The sequence below is a fragment of the Oceanicola sp. 22II-s10i genome (assembly GCF_002210105.1).
Lineage (GTDB): Bacteria > Pseudomonadota > Alphaproteobacteria > Rhodobacterales > Rhodobacteraceae > Pseudooceanicola.
In genome coordinates this window covers 168,753-189,330 of record NZ_AQQU01000004.1, presented here as the reverse complement: position 1 = coordinate 189,330, position 20,578 = coordinate 168,753, and the positions used below count along the sequence as shown (strand labels likewise).

The window sequence follows — 20,578 nt, the reverse complement described above, 5'->3', positions numbered from 1 at the left end:
TCAGTCGTCGCTGAACACGGCCGGACGTTTTTCCAGGAAGGCCGCCATCGCTTCCTTGCTGTCCGCCGTGCCGCTCATCTCGACCGTCAGGTTCTGTTCGAAGCGGTAGCCGTCCTTCAGCCCCATCGTCTCGACCGTGTTCAGCGCGCGCTTGGCCAGACGGATCGCCGTCGGCGACTTGGAGGCCATCGTCCGCGCCATGTCCATCGCGGTCTCCATCAGCTCATCCGGTTCGACGCAGGCTTCGATCAGGCCGCGGCGATAGAGCTCTTCGGCCGGCACGCGGTAGCCGGTCAGAACCATTCGGCGGGTCAGGCCGATCGGAAAGACACGCATGGTATGACGGACGCCGCCCATCAGGCCGATGTCGATTTCGGGCAGGCCGAAGACCGCATTTTTCGAGGCCACGATGATGTCGGAACAGATCGCCAGCCCCATCCCCGCGCCAAGCGCCGGCCCATTCACGGCAGCGATGACGGGGATGTTCATCTCCATGATGACGAAACCCACCTCGCGTGCGCGCCGCAGATGGCGGTAAGTCTCGCCCGGCGCCCAGTCACTCTGCTTGCTGCGGGACTTGATGTCGGCACCGGCCGAGAAACACTTCCCGTTGCCCGTCATGACGATGGCCCGGACACCCTTGGTCGCGTTCAGTTCGTCGAAGACCGCGATCAGCTCTTCCATGAACGCCGTCGACTGGGCGTTCACCGGCGGCGCGTCGAACGTGATCAGCGCGACGTGATCCTCGATGGTGGTCTTGATGAGGTTGTTTTCCATGTCCGGTCCTTTTGAACTGCGGCGGACCCCGAAGGGATCCGCCAGAAGCAGGCGCCGCAGCGCTCCATGAAGCGTCTGACCAACCGGTCAGTCAAGTGCACGGTAAAAAGGATCCGGCGCATGCTCAACAGCCATCGCACGCCATCTGGACAACTCGCATATATGAAGTTCGCGACCGCCGGCCGCGCCGGGTCTACTGGACCACGGCGGGGCGCGCGGTGGTTGCGTTGATGGCGCCGTCGTAATTGACCAGCGCCGAGGTGTCGCGGGCGTCGCTGGTGGCGACCACCTGCCCGATCAGCACCGTGTGGGTGCCGGCCGCCTGCGCCGAGAACGGCGTGCAGATCAGGGACTGGTGCGCGGTCGACAGCACGGGCGCGCCGTTTTCGTCATCCTGCCAGACGGGATCGGCGAACCTGTCCGCCCCGCGCAGACCGGACTGACCGGCAAAGGTCCGGGCCACATCCTCCTGCGCGCCGCTGAGGATGTTGATGCTGAAGCTCGGCGCGGCCACGATCGCATCGTGGACCGAGGCGCTGCGGTTCAGGCAGACCAGCACCATCGGCGGATCGGCCGAAACCGAGGTGAAGGCGGAAACCGTCATGCCCCGGCGCGCGCTGCCCTGCCCGCTGGCCACGACGCAGACTCCGCTGGCGAACTTGCGCATCGCGTTGCGGAAAGCATCGGCACCGACCGGCCGCATCGCCGGGATCAGCTCGATATGCGCCCGGATCCCGCCGTCATCCGCGATCCATCCATGCTTGCCCGCAAAGGCGCACATAGCCGCGAAACCCGCGTCCCAGTCCGCGTCCCCCGACCGGTGCGACAGGGCGCGCACCGCGTCGGGGCGCACCCATCCGTGATCCGTATCGCCATCGGCCATCCGGCCCACGGGGGCCAGGGCCGAGGCCGCGTCGCAACGCAGCCTCTCGTCCAGCGCGATGGAGAACCGGCGGAAGTCGTCCGGCGCCTCCAGTCGCGGGGGCGTGTCTTTCATCAGGATGATACGCATCGGATCAGGCGTTCACGGCCTGCTTGGTCTCGGTCGAGGTGCCGAGCGCCTTGCGGATTTCCGGGATGATGGTCGAACCCCAAAGCTCGATCTGCTTGAGCATCGTCTTCTGGTCGAAGTTGCCGAGCTGGGTCTGCAGCGCGATGTGCTTGGGCTTGAGAACCTCGATCTCTTCCAGCATCCGGTCGATGACCTTGTTGACGCTGCCGATCGGCAGGTTCGCCGCCATCTCGTCAAAGGACATTTCCTGCTTCAGCGGGACTTCCTTCATCAGGTAGCCGTCATCGGTCTGCTGGCGACGGTCGCGCAGGCTTTCCGACAGGCGGCGGGCAAAGCGGGCGTTGTCGAGATAGGATTCAATTTCCGCCTTGTTTTCAGTGGCAAAGCCGCAGCGCAGAAAGCCAAGCTTGGTGTCGTCGAGGTTCGTCCCGGCCGCATCCGCGCTTTCCTGCAGCTTGTCGCGCAGGCCCTGGATCGCGTCCAGACCGCCGTGCAGGACGGTGACGAACAGGTTGTGACCTTCCTTCATCGCGCGCTCGCGCACTTTCGGGTTGCCGGTCGTCACCCAGATCGGCGGCATCGGATCCTGCACGCAACGGACCGAGATCGAGGTCGGCGGGATATCCAGATACTTGCCGTGGTATTCGAAGATCCGCTCCTGCAGCGCCATCGGCAGCACGTCGAGGTATTCCTGGAACGTCGGGCCCGCGTCGGCCAGCGAGGTGGCGAAGCGTTCGAATTCGAACTGCTGGTAGCCGGAGCCGATGCCCAGCTCCAGACGGCCGTTGGAGACGGTGTCGGCATAGCCGATCTCGGCCAGGATGCGCGCGGGATGATAGAGCGGCAGGATGCAGACGGCGGTGCCCAGACGGATCGTCTTGGTCCGGCCTGCCAGATGCGCGACCGTCATCAGCGGCGAGGGTGACAGGGAATAGTTGTTGAAGTGGTGCTCCGCGTTCCATGCGGCATCGAAACCGGCCTGCTCGGCCAGCACGGTCTGCTCGATCGTGTCGTGGATCACCTGAGCCGAGTTCTGCTTGTAGTCCCGCTGCTGAGCGAGCGTGAAGATGCCGAATTCCATCGCGATTCCTCCCTTGGCGTTAATCTTGCGAGGAAGATAAGTCATTTGTTTTTAGAGTATAATAAGCTAAGATCGAGGAACACCTTTCCGAAAAATGAAAAGATAGATGGATAAAGTCAGAGCCATGGAGCTTCTGGTCGCGGCGGCCGAGACGGGCAGTTTCTCGGCGGCGGGGCGTCGGTTCAACCTGTCGCCCGCCAGCGTGTCGCGGCACATCTCGGACCTCGAGGCGCATCTGGGTGTCACGCTGATCCACCGGTCGACCCGCAGTCTCGCGCTGGCCGAGGCCGGTCAGACCTTCGTCGCGCGGGCCGAGGCGATCCTCGAAAGCATCCGTGCCGCCGAAGCCGACGCCGCCAGCCTGCAGGACGTCCCGCGCGGCGTGCTGCGGGTGCATTCGCGCACCATGTTCGGCATCTCGGTGCTGGCCAAGCTGCAGGCCGATTTCCATCGCGCCTTTCCCGAGGTGTCCGTTGAGCTCCACCTGTCCGAACGCCCTGCCCGTCTGCGCGAGGACGGGTTCGACCTCGATTTCCGGATCTCGCCGCCGCAGGAATCCGGCCTGATGCGCCGCCGTCTGCTGGCCAGCCGCCGCCTGATGATCGCCGCGCCCGATTACCTGCGGAACGCACCGCCCCTGACCCGGCCGTCGGACCTGAAGGGTCACGCCTGCCTGCCCTATGTGCTGGGTCACGACGTGGTCTACTGGCGCTTCAACCGGGGCAGCGAAACCGAGGAGATCGCGATCCCGGCCGCCTTCGCATCAAACAACGGGCATGTCCTGCTGGAGGCCGTTCGCCGCGGACACGGCATTGCGCTGCTGGACGAATACACCGTCGCGGCGGACATCAACGCGGGCAATCTGATTCACCTGATGCCCGAATTCAGCGTGACCAACGCGACGTTCGAGGAAGGGATCTTCGCCACGTATCTGGAAACCGTCCAGATGCCCATCAAGTTGCGCGTCTATCTGGATTTTGTCGCACAAAACTGGCGCAGGTATACCGGTCTGGCGGACAATGTTGCGGCGCGGCATTGACCGATCGGTCAGTGGCCGGGTAAGTTGTGGAAAGTGTTTCAGGAAAGGGGCATTCGCACATGAAAGTCGAAATGGAGCCCCTCGAGGATGCGGCGGACGAACCCGCCTACAGTCCCCGCGTGATCGAGATCCTCGAAGCGGGTGCACGCGTCTTCGCGGAAAAGGGATATGACGCGGCCACGATGCGCGACGTGTCGATCGCCTCGGGCGTCTCGAAGGCGCTGCTGTATCATCACTTCGAAAGCAAGGAACAGTTCTTTTCCCAGATCGCCAGCCGGTCGGCAAAGCGTCTGAACGATTACGTTTTCGAGCGGATCCCCGAAGACGGAACGGCCTCGGAAAAGGTGCGCGCCTTCATGATCGCGACGGCGGATTTCTTCCAGACATACCGCTGGGCCTGGGTCGCCTCGACGACCGCCTTCTGGAACGACCCGGAGCGGCACCTGCAGACGGAACGCATGGAACGGCGCGCGCAGTTCGAACACAAGCTGCGCGACCTGATCCGCGAGGGCGTGGAAAGCGGCGAGTTCAACGATCTCGATCCGGCAATCACCGGGCGCCTGATCCTGTCGAGCATCAACTGGATGCACCGCTGGTTCAATCCGGAGCGCGAACTGACCGCGGCGCAGATCGTCGAGGAATACTACGGTATTCTGCTGAAAGGACTGGCCAAGCGCTGAGGCTCGGTCAGTCCCGCTTGCGGGGAATGTGGGTCATCAGCGTATGCGTGAACCCGCCGTCCACGACGATTTCGGCGCCGTTGACGTAATCCGCCTTGTCACTGGCCAGGAACAGCACCGCATCCGCGATGTCCTGCGGCTTGCCGATACGGCGGGTCGGCACCACTTCCTCGCGCGCCTTCCGGTCGGCGGGATCGGCGTAATATTTCTCGGACAGCGGGGTCAGGATCAGGCCCGGACTGACGATGTTGCTGCGGATGCCCTCTGGCCCCCACTCCACCGCCTGCTCGCGCGTCAGCATGGACAGCGCCGCCTTGGCCGGTGAATAGGCCACGCTCTTGGGCATCGCGTTGGTCGCCGCGATCGAGGAAATGTTGATGATCGCCCCGGTCCGCCCGGTATCTCGGACGGCGTAGAACGCCTGCGCGGTGCGAAAGGCCGAGATCATGTTGATCGTCATCTGGTCGGTGAACACCTTCTCGGGCACCGTGGCCAACGGCGCGCCGATCGAGATCGCCGCGCCGTTAACGAGGATGGAGGGCGCCCCGAGCGCCCCGGCCGCCGCTTCGATGGCCGGGACGATGCTGTCGGTCTCCAGGAGATCGAGCGGCCGGGAAAAATGACCGTCCCCGATTTCATCCGTCAGAGCCGCCAGCTCGGCCTCGTTGCGATCGAAGAGCGCGACACGCGCCCCCTCCGCCACGAGGCTGCGGACAATGGCTGCCCCGATGCCGCCGGACGCCCCGGTGACCAGCGCCACCCGCCCTTCAAGACCAAGCCAGCTCATTCGCGCTCTCCTTCTTCTGTTCAGATCACTCGAGGGTGATGTTGTTGTCCTTCACCACCTTGCCCCAGACCTCGAAGTCCTTGTCGAGCCAGGCCTGAAGTTCTGCCGGGCCGCCGACCTCGGGGATCATCCCGACGTTGATCATCTTCTCGCGCAGGCCCTCGTCCTTCATCGCGTTCTGGACGGCGGTGGAGACCTTCGATGTCATCTCGGACGGCGAACCCGCGGGCGCCATCACGCCGAACCAGAAGGACGACACCAGCGAGGGATATCCCAGCTCGGTCGTGGTGGGCAGGTCGGGGAACTGCTGCATCCGCTCGGGGGTGGTGATCGCCAACATCTTCAGGTCGCCGGACTTCTCGTGATCCAGCAGCGACACCGGGGCCGAGAAGTTCAGCTCGTTCTGCCCGCCGATCAGGTCGACGACGGCGGACGGGTTGTTGCGATAGGCGACGTCGACCATGTCGACGCCCAGTTCCTTTTGCAGGAACAGCCCGAACAGGTGGGTGACGCTGCCCGGCCCGAGCGTTGCGTAGCGCAGGGGACGACCGGTTTCCTTGGCGTAGTCCGCAAGGCCCTCGATCGTGGTGACACCGATCGAGGTCGGCACGGTGATCGTCAGCGGACCGCTCAGCATCGTTGCCACCGGCTCGAAGTCGTCGATGCCGTAGGGCAGGCTCGGACGCAGCAGGATGTTCAGCGGGATCGGGCCGGTGGCGCCGATCAGGTAGGTGTGGCCGTCCGCATCGGAATTGGCGACAAAGCTGGCCCCCACGATGCCGTTCGCGCCGGGCTTGTTTTCGACCAGAACCGTCTGTCCGAGTTCGGCGGTCATCAGGTCCGCGACCTGGCGGACGATTCCGTCGATCAGGCCGCCGCCGCCGTAGGGAACGACCAGCGTGATCGGATCCCCGGACTGCGCCGAACCGGCGTGCGGCAGCGTTGCGACGAGGGTGGCGGTGGCCGCAGCCATTACCGCGCGGCGAGTCAGTCTAGGCATTTTTCTCCTCCACTTTCAGGCAGTTAAGCCATCTCTGCGTCCGATGCGAGATCGGACAGGCATCGCGACGGTAGGACTGACCGGTCAGTCAGTCAATCGCGATTCTTCTGTTGCCAGCCAAAATTGCCGGTGCTAGTCATCGGCTGACCGTCCGGTCAGTCATGCCGGAACAACGCCCCGCGGAGGAGAAGAAATGGCCTACGAAACACTGCAGTTGGAGCTCGATGGACACGTCGCCGTCGTCACCCTGAATCGTCCGCCGGTGAACGCGCTGAACCGGCAGATGCGCAACGAGGTGATCCGCGCATTCGACGAAATCTCGGCCCGTGACGACATCCGTTGCGCCGTGCTCACGGCCGCGGGCAAGACCTTCTGCGCCGGTGCCGACCTCAAGGACCGGCCCGATCCGAACGTTCCGGGCGACTTCCTCGACCACAACCGGATCACCCGCGAAACCGGCAACGCGATCCGCGAATGCTCCAAGCCGGTGATCGCGGCCGTGAACGGCGCGGCACTCGGCGCCGGGCTGGGCCTCATGTCCGCCTGCGACATCTATTACGCCTCCGAGAACGCCACCTTCGGCATGCCCGAGATCAACGTCGGCCTCGCCGGTGGCGCCTCCATGCTCAAGACGATGTTCGGTCGTTCCACCTCGCGCCGGATGTTCTACACCGGCGTCCGCCTGACCGCCGCCGAGATGCTGGAACGCTCGATCATCGAGGCGGTGACCAGCCCGGACGAGCTGCTGCCGACGGCCATGGCCGTGGCGCAGGACATCGCGTCGAAGAGCCCCCTCGCCGTCCGCTACGCCAAGCAGGCGATGACCATCGTCGAATACATGCCGCAACGCGACGCCTACCGGATGGAACAGAACTACACGATGGCTCTGGCCCAGACCGAAGACGCCAAGGAAGCGCGCATGGCCTTCCTCGAAAAGCGCGAACCCAAGTTCACGGGGCGCTGAGATGTCGGACGGGCGCATTCTGGGCAACGGGCTGGAGGCGATCTTCCGGCCCTGCTCCATCGCGGTGATCGGCGCGTCGTCCGACCACCGCAAGACGGGCGGCCGTCCCGTGCATCTGCTCAAGATGCATGGCTTTCAGGGTCGGATCATGCCGGTCAATCCCAAGGGCGGGGAGATCCAGGGCCTGCCGGGTTACACCGGTGTGGCCGACCTGCCCGAAACGCCCGACCTCGCCCTGATCGCGGTCCCCGGCGCCGGTGCGCTGGAGGCGGCAAAGGACTGTGCCGCACGCGGCGTTCCGGCGGTGATCGTCCTGTCGGCTGGCTTTGCCGAACAGGGCCCCGAAGGCGTCGAACGCCAGCGCGAACTGCGCGCCGTGGCCGACCGCACGGGCATGCGCGTCCTCGGCCCGAACTGCCTCGGCACCGTGTCTGTCCCGGAAAAGGCCATCGGCACCTTCTCCGTGGCGCTGGAAACGGAAATGCCGTCTGAAGGCCCCGTCGCCATCGTCTCGCAGAGCGGCAATGTCGGCAGCCTCGCCATGAAGATGCTGGGCAAGAGCGGGGCGGGCATCAGCCGCTTCCTCGCCTCCGGCAACGAATGCGACGTCGACATCGCCGACGCCATCGCGTGGCTGGCCAATGACGAAGCGACCCGCGTGATCCTGTGCTGCCTCGAAACCTGCCGCGACGCCGACCGCCTGACAGGCGCGCTGGACATGGCGCGGGCGGCGGGCAAGCCGGTGATCGTGCTCAAGATGGGCTCGTCCGACGCGGGCAAGGCCGCGGCCCTGTCCCACACCGGCGGGCTTGCCGGGTACGACCGCGTGTTCGACGCGATCTTCGCCCGCCACGGCGCGGTGCGGGTCCGTTCCCTCGAAATGCTCGTCCAGCTGGGCAGCGCCGTGTCGGCGCTCGGCGACCGCAGGGTCAGCCCCGGCGCCTCGGTCTCGGTCATCGCCGCGTCTGGCGGGTTCGGGATCATGATGGCGGATGCCGCCGAAGAATCCGGCCTCAGCCTGAACCGCACCGGCGACGCGGCCATCGCAAAGATCCTCGACGTCCTGCCCCTCGCCTCTCCGGTGAACCCGGTGGACGCGACGGCGCAGATGTCGGCCAACCCGGAAACCTTCGGCACCCTGCTCGAAGCGGTCGTCACCGATGACGCGAACGAAATCGCCGTGATCATGATGGCGCTCGGCCTCGAGGTCCCGCGCCTGCGCGAGGTCTATCTCTCGACGCTGGACCGCGTGCGCAAGGCGCATCCCGACCGGGTCATCGCCGCCTGTGTCGCGGGCCCCGACGACGCGCTGGCGATCCTGAACGGCATGGGGATCGTCACCTTCCCCACCATCGCCGCGACGATGCAGGGCATCGCCCATCTCGGCACGCTGTCGGCCACCCGTGACGCGGCCCGCGCGACGAAATCCACCGTCGCCCCCGCCCCGCTCGACCGCCACGCGGTCCGGAACGAGGCCGGCGCCAAGGCCGCGTTGACCGCCGCCGGCATCGCCTTCCCGCGCGAGGAAACCGTCATCACCGCCGAAGCCGCCGCGGCGGCCGCGCGTGACATGGGCACGCCCGTGGCGATGAAGATCCTCTCCGCCCAGATCCAGCACAAGTCCGACATCGGCGGCGTCGAGCTCGGCGTGACGGCGGATGACGCCGCCGCAGCGTTCACCCGCATCATGCAGGCCGCCGCCGACAAGGCGCCCGGCGCGCAGGTCGACGGCGTCCTCGTCGCACCGATGATCCAGGGCGGCACGGAACTGATCCTCGGCAGCACCACGGACCCGATCTTTGGCCCAGTCGTGATGGTCGGGCTCGGCGGCATCTACGCCGAGGTCTTCCGCGACACCGCTCTGCGCATCGCCCCCGTCACCCGTGACGAGGCGTTCGACATGCTGCGCGAGCTTCAGTGCTTCCCGCTGCTCGACGGCGCGCGGGGCCAGCCCCGCGCCGATATCGACAGCGCCGCCCAAGCCATTGTCGCCCTGTCGGAATTCGCCGTCCGCCACGCAGGCGACGTGGCCGAAACCGACATCAATCCCCTGCTGGTGCGGGCCGAGGGCGAAGGCGCGGTCGCGCTCGACGCCCTGATCGTCACGCATCCCGAAACCAACGCGGAGGCCGCAGAATGACCCCGACCGCCCTGGCCGACAGGCCCCAATCCTCAAATGTCGGCCCCGACGCCCGTAAGTGGCTCGACGCCAACCTGCCCGACGCCCTGCGCGAGGACGTTCTGCAGCAGACGCCGCGCACCCTCGCCGACATGCGGGCGTGGGAAGCGCAGCTGCACAAGGCGGGCCTCGTCGGCTCCACCTGGCCCGAAGCCTATGGCGGGCGCGGCCTCGGCCTGCGCGCACACCTCGATATCAGCCGCGAGATCGGGCGCACCCCGATGCCTGAAAGCGTGAACTCCATCGGCAAGGAACTGGCCGGTCCGATCATCATGGCGGTCGGGCGCGAAGAGCAGAAGCTGGAATACCTGCCCGCCATCCTCGAAATGCGCAACATCTGGTGTCAGGGCTTCTCGGAACCCGGCGCGGGGTCCGACCTTGCCGGTCTGCGCACCCGCGTTGAAAAGACCGCCGACGGCTGGGTCGTCAACGGGCAGAAGATCTGGACCTCCGGCGCGTCCAAGGCCGACCGCATCCTGCTGCTGGCCCGCACCGGCACCGTCGAGGACCGCCACAAGGGCCTCGTTCTCTTCGCCGTCCGCACCGACACCCCCGGCGTCGACATCCGCGAAATCCGCTCCATCGACGGCGAGCGGCATTTCTGCGAGGTCTTCTTCAACAACGCCGTCGTGCCCGAGGAAGACATGCTCGGCTCGCCCGACGAAGGCTGGGCCGCCGCGACCCGCGTCCTGTCCATCGAACGCGCCACCAACCGCATGCACCGCGCCTGGCGGTTCGAGAACCAGCTTCAGCACCTCGTCTCGGCCTGCGCCGCCAACCCGGCGACGCGCGAACTGGTGGAACGCGACTACGCCGCACAGCTGGCCGATGTGTCGGTCAACATCGACCTGCTCAAGGGCCATGTGGAAACGCTCGTCGGCTCGCTGATCGAGGGCGAGGAGATCGGCCCGCGCGGCTCGCTGCCCAAGCTGTTCTGGAGCGAGGCGCACCAGTCCTTCGCGGCCCTCGCGCTGGAAATCGTCTCGCGCTTTCCGCCGGACATGAGCGACCCGCTCCGGGCGGTTAAGCTGCGGATGGAGGAAATCTATCTCAAGGCCCGCGCCGAGACGATCTATGCCGGCACCACCGAAATCCAGCTTGGCATCATCGCCAAGCGCATCCTCAAGCTGAACCGGAAGGCGTGACCATGGCATCCGATCTCGACTTCTCGCCCGCCGACTTCGCCGACACCGCCAGCGCGGTTGTCGCGGCCTGCTCAGACGCCGCCGACCTGCCCGCCCGCATGGCTCTGCTGGCCGAGGCCGGGCTGACCGGCATCCTCGCACCCGAAAGCGCCGGCGGCCTCGCCCTGCCGCTCGATTACGCGGTGCCGGTGATGCAGGCCGCCGGTGCGGGCTTCCTCGCCGCGCCGCTGATGGAGACCATGCTGCTGGCCCGCGCCTTCGGCGATACCGACACCGACATCGCCACCGCGCTGGCGACCGGCGCGACCACCGCGACGATCGCGTGGTCCGGCGCGCTCGGCTCCACCGGCGGCATCGTCGGCCGCGCGCCGTCCGTGCAGGACTGTCAGCACGTTCTGGTGTTCCGCACCGACGGCACCGCGACGCTGGTCGCCCTCGGCGACGGTGCGCAGGCCCTGCCCGAGGAAAGCCTCGACCTCGAACGCCCCGAGGGACGCGTCGAGGTCGGCACCCTCACCGGCCCGCAACTGGACGCCAATGCGGTCACGCGCCTGCACCGGTCCGCGCAGATCCTGCGCGCGGCCCAGATCCTCGGCGCGACCGAGGACGCGATGAACCGCGCCGCCGACTATGCGCGGGACCGCGTCCAGTTCGGCCGCGCCCTCGCGGATTTCCAGGCGATCCAGCACCACCTCGCGCGCCAGTGCCTCGCGGTCGAAACGATCCGCAACAGCATCGCCCGCAGCCTGTCGCCCCATTGCGAAACCCCCGTGGCCGCCGCGCGCGCCACCTTCGTGGGGGCCTGCGACCTGGGTGCGAAGGCCGCGGAAAGCGCGATACAGGTGCACGGCGGCATGGGGTTCACATGGGACGTCCCGGTGCACCGGCACCTGCGGATGACCAAGGCGCTGGCCGCGCAGGGCGGTGCCGCCGCATTGAAACGGGATGTTCTGGACCGGTTGCTGTCCGGCCAGAACAAGGAGGAGGAACAGGTTCATGTCTGACACCACAGTCGCACTCATCACCGGGGCCGGGCACGGCATCGGCAAGGCCACCGCGAAACTTATGGCCGCCCGCGGCTGGACCGTGGCCATCAACGACCTCAAGCCCGAGTTCGTCGAGGAAGCCTTGGCCGAGGTTCAGGCCATGGGCGGCAAGGCCATCCCGGTCGTGCAGAACGTCGGCACCCGCGACGGCGTGCGCGCGGCGGTCGAGCTGGTCAGGGCCGAGGCGGGACAGCTGGACGTCATGGTCAACAACGCCGCATGGGTCCGCTACCAGGCGATCCCCGACATCCAGCCGGAAACGGTCGAACGGATGATGCAGATCGGCTTTGCCAGCATCATCTGGGGCATTCAGGCCGCGGCAGAAGCCATGCAAGACCGGGGCGGCACGATCGTCAACACCGCCTCCGCCGCCGCCTTCCGCTCCGCGCCGAACTCGCTGGTCTACAGCGGCATCAAGTCGGGCGTCACCGGCCTGACCCGCGCGGCCGCCGCCGAACTCGGCGGCCAGGGTATCCGCGTGAACGCCGTCGCGCCCTCCGCCGTGCCGACCGAGGGCACGCAGAAGCACCGCAACGCCGCGCTCGACGCCAAGCGGGTGGCGACCACGCCGCTCGGGCGGCTCGGCACGGTGGAGGATATCGCCCGCGCGATCTGCTATTTCGCCGGGCCGGAGAGCGACTTCGTGACCGGTCAGACCATGCTGATCGACGGCGGCATCGTCCGGTCGAACCTGTAAGGCCACGGCACGGCGACATAGGCATCCGCCCGGTTCCGCCGGACGGATGCGACGGGAGGACCAGAGCAGGCTAGGGGAGGAGAACCCGTGCTCGAATTCATCAGAACCAGACGCGAAGACCTGATTGCGGGCCTCGTCACCGTCGGGATCGGCATCTTCATCCTGACCGAGTCCTTCGGATACCGCCTCGGCACCCTGCGCAGCATGGGTCCAGGCTATTTCCCGATGCTTCTGGCCGTGGCGATGTGTGCCCTCGGCCTGATCCTGATCCTCACCGCCACGCCCGACAAGCCCTCTGACGGGGCAGCGCAATTCGCCGACAAGCGTGGCGTGCTGCTGGTCGCGGCGGCCTTCCTCGCCTTCGCCCTGATGATCGAACGGACCGGCATGGTCCCGGCGATCGGGGCCGCGGTCTTCCTCTCGGCGCTCGCCAACCGGACCACGTCGTGGCTGACGGCGCTGATCCTCGCGGCCGCGACGGCGGGCACCTGCTGGCTGCTCTTCTCCGTGCTGCTCGGCCTCCAGCTCAGGGCGTTCGGCTGATGGAACTCCTGTCGAACCTCGCCCTCGGGCTCTCCGTCGCCGCCTCTGCCGGCGGACTGCTCTACTGCCTGCTCGGCGTCACGCTCGGCACGCTGGTCGGCGTCCTGCCGGGCATCGGCACGATGGCCACGCTTGCCATGCTGCTGCCGATCACCTTTCACGTGGAGCCGAACTTCGCCCTCATCATGCTGGCTGGCATCTACTACGGCGCGGCCTATGGCGGCTCCATCGCCTCGATCCTGCTGAACCTGCCGGGCACCGCCACCAGCGCCGTGACGGGCATCGACGGCTACCCGATGGCCCGCAAGGGCCAGGCGGGCGTCGCGCTGTTCATCACCGCCATCGCCTCATGCTTCGGGTCGATGTTCGGCGTGGTCCTGCTGTCGCTCTTCTCGGTCCCGCTGGCCCGCGTCGCATTGCAGTTCGGACCGCAGGAATACTTCGCCCTGATGTTCCTCGGGCTGATCGCCGCCGCGCTGATCGGCTCGGGGCGGGCGATCCGGGCCCTTGTCGCCGTCGCGCTCGGCCTCGCGCTCGGGCTGGTCGGCCTCGATATCAACAGCGGCGTGGCCCGCTTCGCCTTCGGCATGCCCGAATTCTACGACGGCCTGCCGCTGGTGGCCGTCGCCATCGGCCTGTTCGGCCTGCCCGAGATCATCGCCAACGCCGGCCGCGTCATCAAGTCCACGGTCCAGACCAGCGACATCAGCATGCGCTCGATGCTGCCCGACCGCAGCCAGTGGCGCCGGTCATGGGGGCCGATGTGGCGCGGTTCGGCCATCGGTTCGTTCTTCGGAGCCCTGCCCGGCACCGGCGGTGTCGTCGCGACCTTCATCAGCTACGCCACCGAGAAGAAGCTCAGCCGCACCCCCGATGAATTCGGCAAGGGCGCGATCGAGGGCGTCGTCGCCCCCGAGGCCGCGAACAACGCCGCCGTGCAGTCCGCCTTCATCCCGACGATGAGCCTTGGCATTCCCGGCGACCCGGTCATGGCGATCATGCTGGGCGTGATGATGGTGCACGGCATCCTGCCGGGGCCGAGCGTCATCACCGACAGCCCCGACCTGTTCTGGGGCCTCGTCGTCAGCTTCGTGATCGGCAACATCTTCCTGCTGATCCTGAACCTGCCGCTCATCGGCATCTGGGTGCGCATCCTCGCCATCCCCTATCACCTGCTGTTCCCGGTGATCGTCGCCTTCGTCTGCATCGGCATCTATTCGATCAACTACCAGGTGATGGACATCTTCGTGCTGCTGGCCTTCGGCTTTCTCGGCTGGGGCATGAAGGCGCTGAACTTCGAGGTCGCGCCGCTGCTGCTCGGCTTCGTCCTCGGCCCGATGATGGAAGAGAACTTCCGCCGCGCGCTGGTCGTGTCGAACGGAGAGGTCTCGACCTTCCTCACCCGTCCGATCGCCGGGGTCATCATGACGATCGCCCTTCTCATCATCGCGTGGTTCGTGCTGAAGGGCCTGCGCGACCTCGCCCTGCGCCTGCGCCGCCGCGACACGGAGAACACCAATGCCTGACACCGCCCCCCGCCGCACCGTCTCCGTCACCCGGCTGACCTCCACGCCGGACATGCTCGGCGAAACGCCCGTCTGGGACAATGCTGCGAACTGCCTGTGGTGGATCGACGGCGCGGGCGGCAAGGTCCGGCGGATGAGCTTCAACGGCGACAAGGCGGGCGATCCGGAAAGCTTCGCCCTGCCCGGCCACGTCGGCTCCATCGCGCTGGCCGTGGACGGGTGCCTCGTCGCCGCGCTGGACCGGTCGATCGTGCTGTTCCAGCCGGGCGATCCCCTGCGCCTGACGCTGCTGGACCTCGGTCCGCCGCAGACGCCGCTGCGGCTGAACGACGGCAAGACCGACCGTCAGGGCCGGTTCCTGGTTGCGGACATATCGCTCGACCGGCAGCCGGTCGGGCAGTTGCACCGCATCGGCCAGGGCCGCGCGCACGAGGTGCTGGTCGAGGGCATCACCGTCGGCAACGGCCTGTGTTTCAGCCCGGACGGCGCGACGATGTATTACTCCGACAGCGCCCTGCGGAAACTGATGGCCTGCGACTACGACCCCGCGACCGGGGCCTGCGGTGCGCCGCGCGTCCATATCGACACCGCCGACATCGGCAGCGGCATCGACGGCGCGACCGTCGACAGCGACGGCAACATCTGGGGCGCGCTGATCCATTCCGCCCGGATCGGCTGTTTCTCCTCCTCGGGCAGGCTGATCGACAGCTTCGCCGCACCGGTCGACCTGCCCGCAAGCCTCGCCTTCGGCGGGCCGGGGATGGACCGGCTTTTCGTGACCTCCATCCGCGACTCCGGCACCGGCAAGGCCGTGTCGAAACATCCCGATGGCGGGCACCTGTTCGTCATCGACGGGCTTGGCGCGACAGGCATTCCCGAGGCGCGCTTCGGCTGAGGCGGCGGATCAGGCCGCGCCGGTGGTTGCGGCCTGCCCGCCTGCCCCGGCCGCCTGCGGTTCCAGCAGGCCCTTCAGGGTCATGTCGAGAAAGACGTCACAGACGGCCTCGGCCGACATGCCGCTGCCCTGCCTGTGCCAGCGCGGGATGTAGTTGACCCACGACAGCAGCAGCCGCGCTGTCAGCGCGACGTCCATCCGGCGAAAGACCCCCTGATCCATCGCCCGCTCGACCTCGGTCCGCAGCGTGTTCTCGAACTCGTCGCGCAGGGCGACGATGACTTCGGCACCGGGCGAGGTTTCCAGCGAAGCGAACAACTGGCTTCCCACGATCCAGGCTTCACGGTTCCCGTCGATCCGCGACGCGCAGTGCCGCACGAAGGCCGCGATACGGGACAGCGGGTCAGCGGGTGCACGCGACAGCGCCGCATGCATCGACTTGTTCAGCTGGGCCATGCGGGTCACGTAGACCGCCCTCACAAGGCTCTCCTTGTCGGGAAAATAATAGTAGAGCGCCGCCTTGGTCATGTCGCAACGGTCCGCCACGTCCTTCAGCGTCGTCCCCGAAAAGCCCTTTCGCGCAAAGAGGAATGCCGCCTCGTCGACGATCTGCGTCCGCCGGTCGATCCGGGCCAGTTCTTCCGTCACGATATCGGGGCGTGGTTTGCGCGCCACTTCAGGCTTCTCCCGTCGTCAGAAGACCGGCGAGAGCGACACCGACCGGTCATGTGCACCTGCGCCGTCCTCGTCCGGGACGGCGCAGGAAGGTGTGAAAACCTAGCGGCCAATCAATCCGCGGACAAGCCCGCCTCCGACTGTCGCCGCGCCGCCCTGCGGCGCCACGAACCGACGAAGTTCAGGATCAGCAGACCCGCCGAAAGCGCCAGACAGACCTGCGCGATCGGCCCCTCGATGAAGGTGCCGAACTCGCCGCCGGACAGCAGCAGCGCGCGGCGGAAATGCTCCTCCATCAGCGGGCCCAGCACGAAGCCGAGGATCATCGGCGCGGCGGGCATCGCCAGATAGCGCATCAGGTAGCCGAGCGCGCCGAGGATCAGCACCATCCAGATCTGCAGCGACCCGTTGTAGGTGGTCAGCACGCCCATCACGATGAACATGACGATCGCCGGGAACATCAGCTGGAACGGCACCCGCAGAAGCCGGACCCAGAGCCCGACCATCGGGATGTTCAGCACCAGCAGCATCAGGTTGCCGATCCAGAAGCTCATCACCAGACCCCAGAACAGGTCCGGCTGCTCGGTCAGGACCAGCGGCCCCGGTTCGATCCCGTGGATGATCAGGACGCCCAGCATGATCGCCATGGTGGGCGAACCGGGAATCCCCAGCGTCAGCGTCGGAATGAACGCGGTCTGGTCGGCGGCGTTGTTGGCCGATTCCGGCCCCGTCAGCCCCTCGATCGCGCCCTTGCCAAAGCGGCTTTCGTCACCGATCCGCTTCTCCACCGCGTAGGACATGTAGGCCGCGATCAGCCCGCCCGTGCCCGGCAGCGCGCCAAAGAACGACCCGATCCCCGACCCGCGGATCATCGGCATGACCGAGGCCCGGAATTCCGACACCGACGGCAGCATCGACCGGAACGTGATGCGGCCCGGCGGGATCGAAGCCGTCTTGACCGAATTGACCGAACTCACCACCTCGGCGATGCCGAAGATCCCCATGGCCAGCGCGATGACCGAGATGCCGTCGAACAGCGCCTGCTGCCCGAAGGTGAAGCGCAGCTGGCCGGTGTAGACGTCGGAGCCGACGATCCCCAGCAGGATCCCGAACAGCACCATCGACACGCCCTTGGCCGCCGATCCCCCCGCGATGGTCGAGGCCGCGATCAGCCCCAGCACCATCAGCGCGAAATACTCGACCGATCCGAACTCCAGCGCCGAGGCGGCGATCATGGGCGAAAACCCGGTCAGCAGCAGGATACCCACCGACCCGCCAAAGAACGACGCCACGGTCGTCATCAGCAGCGCGGTCCCGGCCCGCCCCTGCTGCGCCATCGGGTGCCCGTCGAGGCATGACACCGCCGAGGACGGCGTGCCCGGCACGTTCAGCAGGATCGCGGATGTCGACCCGCCATAGGTCGTGCCGTAGTAAATCCCCGCCAGCATCACCAGCGCGGGCGTCGGCCCGATGTGAAAGGTGATCGGGAACAGAAGCGAGATCGACACCAGCACGCCGATACCGGGGATCACCCCCAGGATGGTGCCGAGGAAGACCCCGAGGAAACAGAAGAAAAGGTTTTCGGGCATCAACGCGGTCTGCAGCCCGAGCGTGAGGTTGTCGATCATGCCACCCATGCGTCACCACACCCGGAAGAACACAGGCAGCGACACCTGCAGGATCAGTTTGAACATCGTGATGCAGATCACCGTCAGCGACAGCGCGAGGATGGCGCGCAGCTTCAGGCTCATCCCGCGATCCGCGAAACTGGCCACGAAGACGAGGATCGGAACCGCTATCCCGTAGCCCGTCGTCTCGACCAGAAGTGCAAAGATGGCGATCGCCAGCAGGATGAAACCCAGGGGCCGGGCCTCGAACGGCACGCCCTTTTCGCGGGCCGTGGCCAGCAGGGCCTGAACTCCGACAAGGGCGCCGCTGACCACCATCAGCGCGCCGATCAGCACCGGGAACAGCCCCGGACCGGGCGAGGACATCGCCCCGATTGAATAGTTCGAATACGCATGAAGGCAGGCAAACAGCCCGACCCCCATGACCAGAACGGCGCCTGCGGCGTCGCGTGTCATCCACGACTTCATGATATTCCCCTCCGCCAGATCCGGCGCCCCCCGGAGGGGCGCCGGACGGTTGTCCGTTGTCACTTCGCCAGCAGGCCCTGCTCTTCCAGCTTCTTCAGCGCCGCCAGTTCCGACGTCATGAAGTCCTTGAAATCCGCCTGTGTCTTCGGCGTGGTATCGAGCCCGCGCTTCTGCAGCTGCGCGTCGATGTCTTCGCGCCGGGCGATCTTGGCCACGGCCTCAAAGATCGTGTCCTGGATGTCCTGCGGGGTGCCGGTCGGGACGAAGAAACCGAAGAACGACCCGAATTCGAACGGAATGCCCAGTTCGTTGAAGGTCGGAACGTCCGGCGCCTCGGGGCTGCGCTTGGCGGCGGCGATGGCCAGCGCCTTGGTCTTGCCCGCACGCACGTTCGCCATGCTGGAGATCCCGTCAAAGATCACGTCGACCCGGCCCGCCAGCACGTCGGTCATCGCCGGCGCGGTGCCCTGGTAGGGGATGTGCAGGAAGTTCACGCCGACCTTGTCGGCCCAGAGCAGCGCCGCGATATGCGGGCTGGCGCCGATCCCGGACGAGGCGACCTTGAGCTTGCCGGGATTGTCCTTGGCATATTGGGTCAGGCTGTCCAGCGTATCGTGTTCGAATTCGCTGCCGATGATGAGCATGTTGGACCCGCGGCCCAGCAGATAGACCGGCTCGATGCTGGCCGGGTCGTAGGGCGAATCCGGCAGCAGGATCTGGTTGGACAGCAGCCCGTAGGACCCGAGCAGCAGTGTCAGGCCGTCCGGCTCGGACGTGCCGACTTCCATCGCCCCCAGAAGCGAGCCGGAGCCCGGCTTGTTCTCGACGATCACCGTCTGGCCCCAGGCTTCCTGCAGTTCGGGCGCGATCAGACGCGCGTAGAAGTCCGTCACACCGCCGGCCGAGTAGGGCACGATGATCCGGACGGTGTCGGACGGATAGTCCTGCGCCTGCGCGGTGGTCACACCGGTCGCGAGAACGGCCGCGGTCGCCGCGGCGGCAAAGAGTTTTCTGAACATCTGTTCCTCCTCCTGTTGAGACATTCTTTACTTACTAACTGTAAGGCAAGGAAGTTACCTGAGACGCACATCATTTCAATGCATTTCTCGGGAAAATCACGGACATGGAAGAGGCGTTTCGCATAGCCTTTGGTGCGGCGAGAAATCCTTCAGGCCGTTAGTAAAACTTATTTATATCATCGCGTTGCAGCGACTATTCTTAACCCGAACAGGGCCAGGCGGCACTTCTTGGCCGCGATCCGGACGGAGGACTGCGCTCCCCGCCCGCACCGCGTTGACATCCTCCACCGGGTCCATAACTTACCATTCGTTCAGTTAATAAAGTCAGCGGCCGAATTGCCCCTGATCCCACAGGAGGAAACCGATGAGAAACAGCCCGCGCCGAATCGTTCTTGCCCGCCGTCCAGACGTGCGCGAGCCCAGGGACGAGTTCTTTCGCATCGAGGATATCGACATCCCCACCCCGGCCGAGGGCGAGGTCCTGATCGCCGTCCGCTACATGTCGCTCGACCCCTACATCCGGGCCCGCATGGACGACATCAAGGGCTACACCAGCCCGACGGCGATCGGCGACACGATGGAGGCCGGCGCGGTCGGCGAGGTGATCGAGAGCCGGTCGCCCGACTTCAAGCCCGGCGACTACGCGCAGGGGCTGCTCGGCTGGACGACCCACGCCTGCCTGCCCGCCGAGAAGCTGCGCAAGGTGGATCCCGACGAGCTGCCGATCTCCACCTCTCTGGGCGTTCTCGGAATGCCCGGCTTCACCGCATGGGCCGGGATCACGGCCTATGGTGAACTCAAGCCCGGCGAGACGCTGGTCGTCGCCGCCGCCACCGGCCCGGTCGGCTCCATGGTCGGCCAGCTGGCCAAGGCCGCGGGCTGCCGCGTCATCGGTGTCGCCGGCGGCCCCGAAAAGTGCCGCATCGCGGTGGAAACCTTCGGCTTCGACGCCTGCATCGACCACCGCGAGAACCCGACGGCCGAAGACATGGAGAAATCGCTCGCCGCGCTCTGCCCGGACGGGATTGACGTCTATTTCGACAATGTCGGCGGCCCGATCCTCGGCGGTGCGATGCGTCTGCTGAACATCAAGGCCCGCATTATCATCTGCGGCATGATCACGTGGAAGGACGGCGCGCCCGATCCGACCGGCGACAGCAAGCTGCGCGACCTGTGGCGGCTGGCCGTCGTCAAGCGGGTCAAGTTCTACGGCTTGCTGCAGACCGACCACGCCCACCGGATGCCGGAATTCCTGGCCGAGATCGCGCCCAGGGTGAAGAGCGGAGAGATCGTCTATCTCGAAGACGTGGCCGAAGGGCTGGAGGCCGCGCCCGGCGCGCTCCGCTCGCTGATCAGGGGCGGGAACCTGGGCAAGCAGGTCGTCCGCATTTCCTGATCCGTCGGGGCCGCGCGATAC

At 66.5% G+C, this 20,578-nt stretch carries 20 protein-coding genes; 11 read left to right on the top strand and 9 right to left on the bottom strand.

The genetic code is table 11. The annotated features are described in order from the left end of the window. The 3 genes from ATO6_RS12705 to ATO6_RS12695 all read right to left on the bottom strand — a co-directional run bounded on the left by ATO6_RS12705 (window position 1) and on the right by ATO6_RS12695 (window position 2,870). A complete protein-coding gene (locus tag ATO6_RS12705) occupies window positions 1-777 on the bottom strand; it encodes an enoyl-CoA hydratase/isomerase family protein (protein ID WP_088624385.1) in 777 nt (258 codons plus the stop codon). A gap of 193 nt (window positions 778-970) precedes the next feature. Then, window positions 971-1,774 carry a flavin reductase family protein gene (locus tag ATO6_RS12700; protein WP_254919140.1) on the bottom strand — a complete coding sequence of 268 codons (804 nt, stop codon included), beginning with the start codon at window positions 1,772-1,774 and terminating at the stop codon, window positions 971-973. Window positions 1,775-1,793: 19 nt separating this feature from the next. Next, window positions 1,794-2,870: an LLM class flavin-dependent oxidoreductase gene (locus ATO6_RS12695; protein WP_088624383.1), complete on the bottom strand. Its 1,077-nt coding sequence runs from the start codon at window positions 2,868-2,870 to the stop codon at window positions 1,794-1,796. 106 nt (window positions 2,871-2,976) lie between these two features. On the opposite strand from ATO6_RS12695, the gene ATO6_RS12690 reads away from it, so the two are divergent. Continuing rightward, a complete protein-coding gene (locus ATO6_RS12690) occupies window positions 2,977-3,909 on the top strand; it encodes a LysR family transcriptional regulator (RefSeq protein ID WP_088624382.1) in 933 nt (310 codons plus the stop codon). A gap of 59 nt (window positions 3,910-3,968) precedes the next feature. After that, a complete protein-coding gene (locus ATO6_RS12685) occupies window positions 3,969-4,589 on the top strand; it encodes a TetR/AcrR family transcriptional regulator (RefSeq protein ID WP_217898997.1) in 621 nt (206 codons plus the stop codon). A 7-nt stretch (window positions 4,590-4,596) separates the two neighbouring features. Here ATO6_RS12685 and ATO6_RS12680 read toward each other — a convergent pair whose 3' ends face one another. Both ATO6_RS12680 and ATO6_RS12675 read right to left on the bottom strand, forming a co-directional pair. Further along, the gene (locus tag ATO6_RS12680; protein WP_088624380.1) at window positions 4,597-5,376 is read right to left on the bottom strand and encodes an SDR family NAD(P)-dependent oxidoreductase; all 780 of its coding nucleotides are present in this window, start codon (window positions 5,374-5,376) and stop codon (window positions 4,597-4,599) included. 25 nt (window positions 5,377-5,401) lie between these two features. After that, window positions 5,402-6,376: a tripartite tricarboxylate transporter substrate binding protein gene (locus ATO6_RS12675; protein WP_254919139.1), complete on the bottom strand. Its 975-nt coding sequence runs from the start codon at window positions 6,374-6,376 to the stop codon at window positions 5,402-5,404. Between the two features lie 193 nt (window positions 6,377-6,569). On the opposite strand from ATO6_RS12675, the gene ATO6_RS12670 reads away from it, so the two are divergent. The 8 genes from ATO6_RS12670 to ATO6_RS12635 all read left to right on the top strand — a co-directional run bounded on the left by ATO6_RS12670 (window position 6,570) and on the right by ATO6_RS12635 (window position 15,371). Then, window positions 6,570-7,340 (top strand): enoyl-CoA hydratase/isomerase family protein, encoded by a 771-nt coding sequence (locus ATO6_RS12670; protein WP_088624378.1) that lies wholly within the window; start codon window positions 6,570-6,572, stop codon window positions 7,338-7,340. Window position 7,341: 1 nt separating this feature from the next. Next, window positions 7,342-9,480, top strand: coding sequence for an acetate--CoA ligase family protein (locus ATO6_RS12665; protein WP_088624377.1), 2,139 nt, complete (start codon window positions 7,342-7,344; stop codon window positions 9,478-9,480). Next, on the top strand, window positions 9,477-10,664 hold the full coding sequence (locus ATO6_RS12660) for an acyl-CoA dehydrogenase family protein (protein ID WP_088624376.1): 1,188 nt from the start codon (window positions 9,477-9,479) through the stop codon (window positions 10,662-10,664). Before ATO6_RS12665 ends, ATO6_RS12660 begins: the two co-directional genes overlap by 4 nt. 2 nt (window positions 10,665-10,666) lie before the next feature. Then, window positions 10,667-11,668 carry an acyl-CoA dehydrogenase family protein gene (locus ATO6_RS12655; protein WP_088624375.1) on the top strand — a complete coding sequence of 334 codons (1,002 nt, stop codon included), beginning with the start codon at window positions 10,667-10,669 and terminating at the stop codon, window positions 11,666-11,668. Next, on the top strand, window positions 11,661-12,407 hold the full coding sequence (locus ATO6_RS12650) for an SDR family NAD(P)-dependent oxidoreductase (RefSeq protein ID WP_088624374.1): 747 nt from the start codon (window positions 11,661-11,663) through the stop codon (window positions 12,405-12,407). The genes ATO6_RS12655 and ATO6_RS12650 overlap by 8 nt, the downstream gene beginning before the upstream one ends. A gap of 87 nt (window positions 12,408-12,494) precedes the next feature. Beyond that, on the top strand, window positions 12,495-12,950 hold the full coding sequence (locus tag ATO6_RS12645; RefSeq protein ID WP_088624373.1) for a tripartite tricarboxylate transporter TctB family protein: 456 nt from the start codon (window positions 12,495-12,497) through the stop codon (window positions 12,948-12,950). Further along, window positions 12,950-14,476, top strand: coding sequence for a tripartite tricarboxylate transporter permease (locus ATO6_RS12640; protein ID WP_088624372.1), 1,527 nt, complete (start codon window positions 12,950-12,952; stop codon window positions 14,474-14,476). The genes ATO6_RS12645 and ATO6_RS12640 overlap by 1 nt, the downstream gene beginning before the upstream one ends. After that, window positions 14,469-15,371 (top strand): SMP-30/gluconolactonase/LRE family protein, encoded by a 903-nt coding sequence (locus ATO6_RS12635; protein WP_088624371.1) that lies wholly within the window; start codon window positions 14,469-14,471, stop codon window positions 15,369-15,371. The genes ATO6_RS12640 and ATO6_RS12635 overlap by 8 nt, the downstream gene beginning before the upstream one ends. 9 nt (window positions 15,372-15,380) lie before the next feature. Here ATO6_RS12635 and ATO6_RS12630 read toward each other — a convergent pair whose 3' ends face one another. From ATO6_RS12630 to ATO6_RS12615, 4 genes are all read right to left on the bottom strand, one after another. Then, the gene (locus ATO6_RS12630) at window positions 15,381-16,046 is read right to left on the bottom strand and encodes a TetR/AcrR family transcriptional regulator (RefSeq protein ID WP_088624370.1); all 666 of its coding nucleotides are present in this window, start codon (window positions 16,044-16,046) and stop codon (window positions 15,381-15,383) included. A 113-nt stretch (window positions 16,047-16,159) separates the two neighbouring features. Next, complete coding sequence (locus ATO6_RS12625; protein WP_254919138.1) at window positions 16,160-17,674, bottom strand: tripartite tricarboxylate transporter permease; 1,515 nt, start codon at window positions 17,672-17,674, stop codon at window positions 16,160-16,162. A gap of 12 nt (window positions 17,675-17,686) precedes the next feature. After that, complete coding sequence (locus ATO6_RS12620) at window positions 17,687-18,130, bottom strand: tripartite tricarboxylate transporter TctB family protein (protein WP_176440918.1); 444 nt, start codon at window positions 18,128-18,130, stop codon at window positions 17,687-17,689. 71 nt (window positions 18,131-18,201) lie between these two features. Then, a complete protein-coding gene (locus ATO6_RS12615) occupies window positions 18,202-19,161 on the bottom strand; it encodes a tripartite tricarboxylate transporter substrate binding protein (protein ID WP_176440917.1) in 960 nt (319 codons plus the stop codon). A gap of 364 nt (window positions 19,162-19,525) precedes the next feature. On the opposite strand from ATO6_RS12615, the gene ATO6_RS12610 reads away from it, so the two are divergent. After that, window positions 19,526-20,557, top strand: coding sequence for an NADP-dependent oxidoreductase (locus ATO6_RS12610; RefSeq protein WP_088624366.1), 1,032 nt, complete (start codon window positions 19,526-19,528; stop codon window positions 20,555-20,557). Window positions 20,558-20,578: the final 21 nt, after the last annotated feature.

Coding starts and splice junctions, on each gene's coding strand:
- ATO6_RS12705 (WP_088624385.1), bottom strand. CDS start 777: ATGGAAAACAACCTCATCAAGACCACCATCGAGGATCACGTCGCGCTG.
- ATO6_RS12700 (WP_254919140.1), bottom strand. CDS start 1,774: ATGAAAGACACGCCCCCGCGACTGGAGGCGCCGGACGACTTCCGCCGG.
- ATO6_RS12695 (WP_088624383.1), bottom strand. CDS start 2,870: ATGGAATTCGGCATCTTCACGCTCGCTCAGCAGCGGGACTACAAGCAG.
- ATO6_RS12690 (WP_088624382.1), top strand. CDS start 2,977: ATGGATAAAGTCAGAGCCATGGAGCTTCTGGTCGCGGCGGCCGAGACG.
- ATO6_RS12685 (WP_217898997.1), top strand. CDS start 3,969: ATGAAAGTCGAAATGGAGCCCCTCGAGGATGCGGCGGACGAACCCGCC.
- ATO6_RS12680 (WP_088624380.1), bottom strand. CDS start 5,376: ATGAGCTGGCTTGGTCTTGAAGGGCGGGTGGCGCTGGTCACCGGGGCG.
- ATO6_RS12675 (WP_254919139.1), bottom strand. CDS start 6,376: ATGCCTAGACTGACTCGCCGCGCGGTAATGGCTGCGGCCACCGCCACC.
- ATO6_RS12670 (WP_088624378.1), top strand. CDS start 6,570: ATGGCCTACGAAACACTGCAGTTGGAGCTCGATGGACACGTCGCCGTC.
- ATO6_RS12665 (WP_088624377.1), top strand. CDS start 7,342: ATGTCGGACGGGCGCATTCTGGGCAACGGGCTGGAGGCGATCTTCCGG.
- ATO6_RS12660 (WP_088624376.1), top strand. CDS start 9,477: ATGACCCCGACCGCCCTGGCCGACAGGCCCCAATCCTCAAATGTCGGC.
- ATO6_RS12655 (WP_088624375.1), top strand. CDS start 10,667: ATGGCATCCGATCTCGACTTCTCGCCCGCCGACTTCGCCGACACCGCC.
- ATO6_RS12650 (WP_088624374.1), top strand. CDS start 11,661: ATGTCTGACACCACAGTCGCACTCATCACCGGGGCCGGGCACGGCATC.
- ATO6_RS12640 (WP_088624372.1), top strand. CDS start 12,950: ATGGAACTCCTGTCGAACCTCGCCCTCGGGCTCTCCGTCGCCGCCTCT.
- ATO6_RS12635 (WP_088624371.1), top strand. CDS start 14,469: ATGCCTGACACCGCCCCCCGCCGCACCGTCTCCGTCACCCGGCTGACC.
- ATO6_RS12625 (WP_254919138.1), bottom strand. CDS start 17,674: ATGATCGACAACCTCACGCTCGGGCTGCAGACCGCGTTGATGCCCGAA.
- ATO6_RS12620 (WP_176440918.1), bottom strand. CDS start 18,130: ATGACACGCGACGCCGCAGGCGCCGTTCTGGTCATGGGGGTCGGGCTG.
- ATO6_RS12615 (WP_176440917.1), bottom strand. CDS start 19,161: ATGTTCAGAAAACTCTTTGCCGCCGCGGCGACCGCGGCCGTTCTCGCG.
- ATO6_RS12610 (WP_088624366.1), top strand. CDS start 19,526: ATGAGAAACAGCCCGCGCCGAATCGTTCTTGCCCGCCGTCCAGACGTG.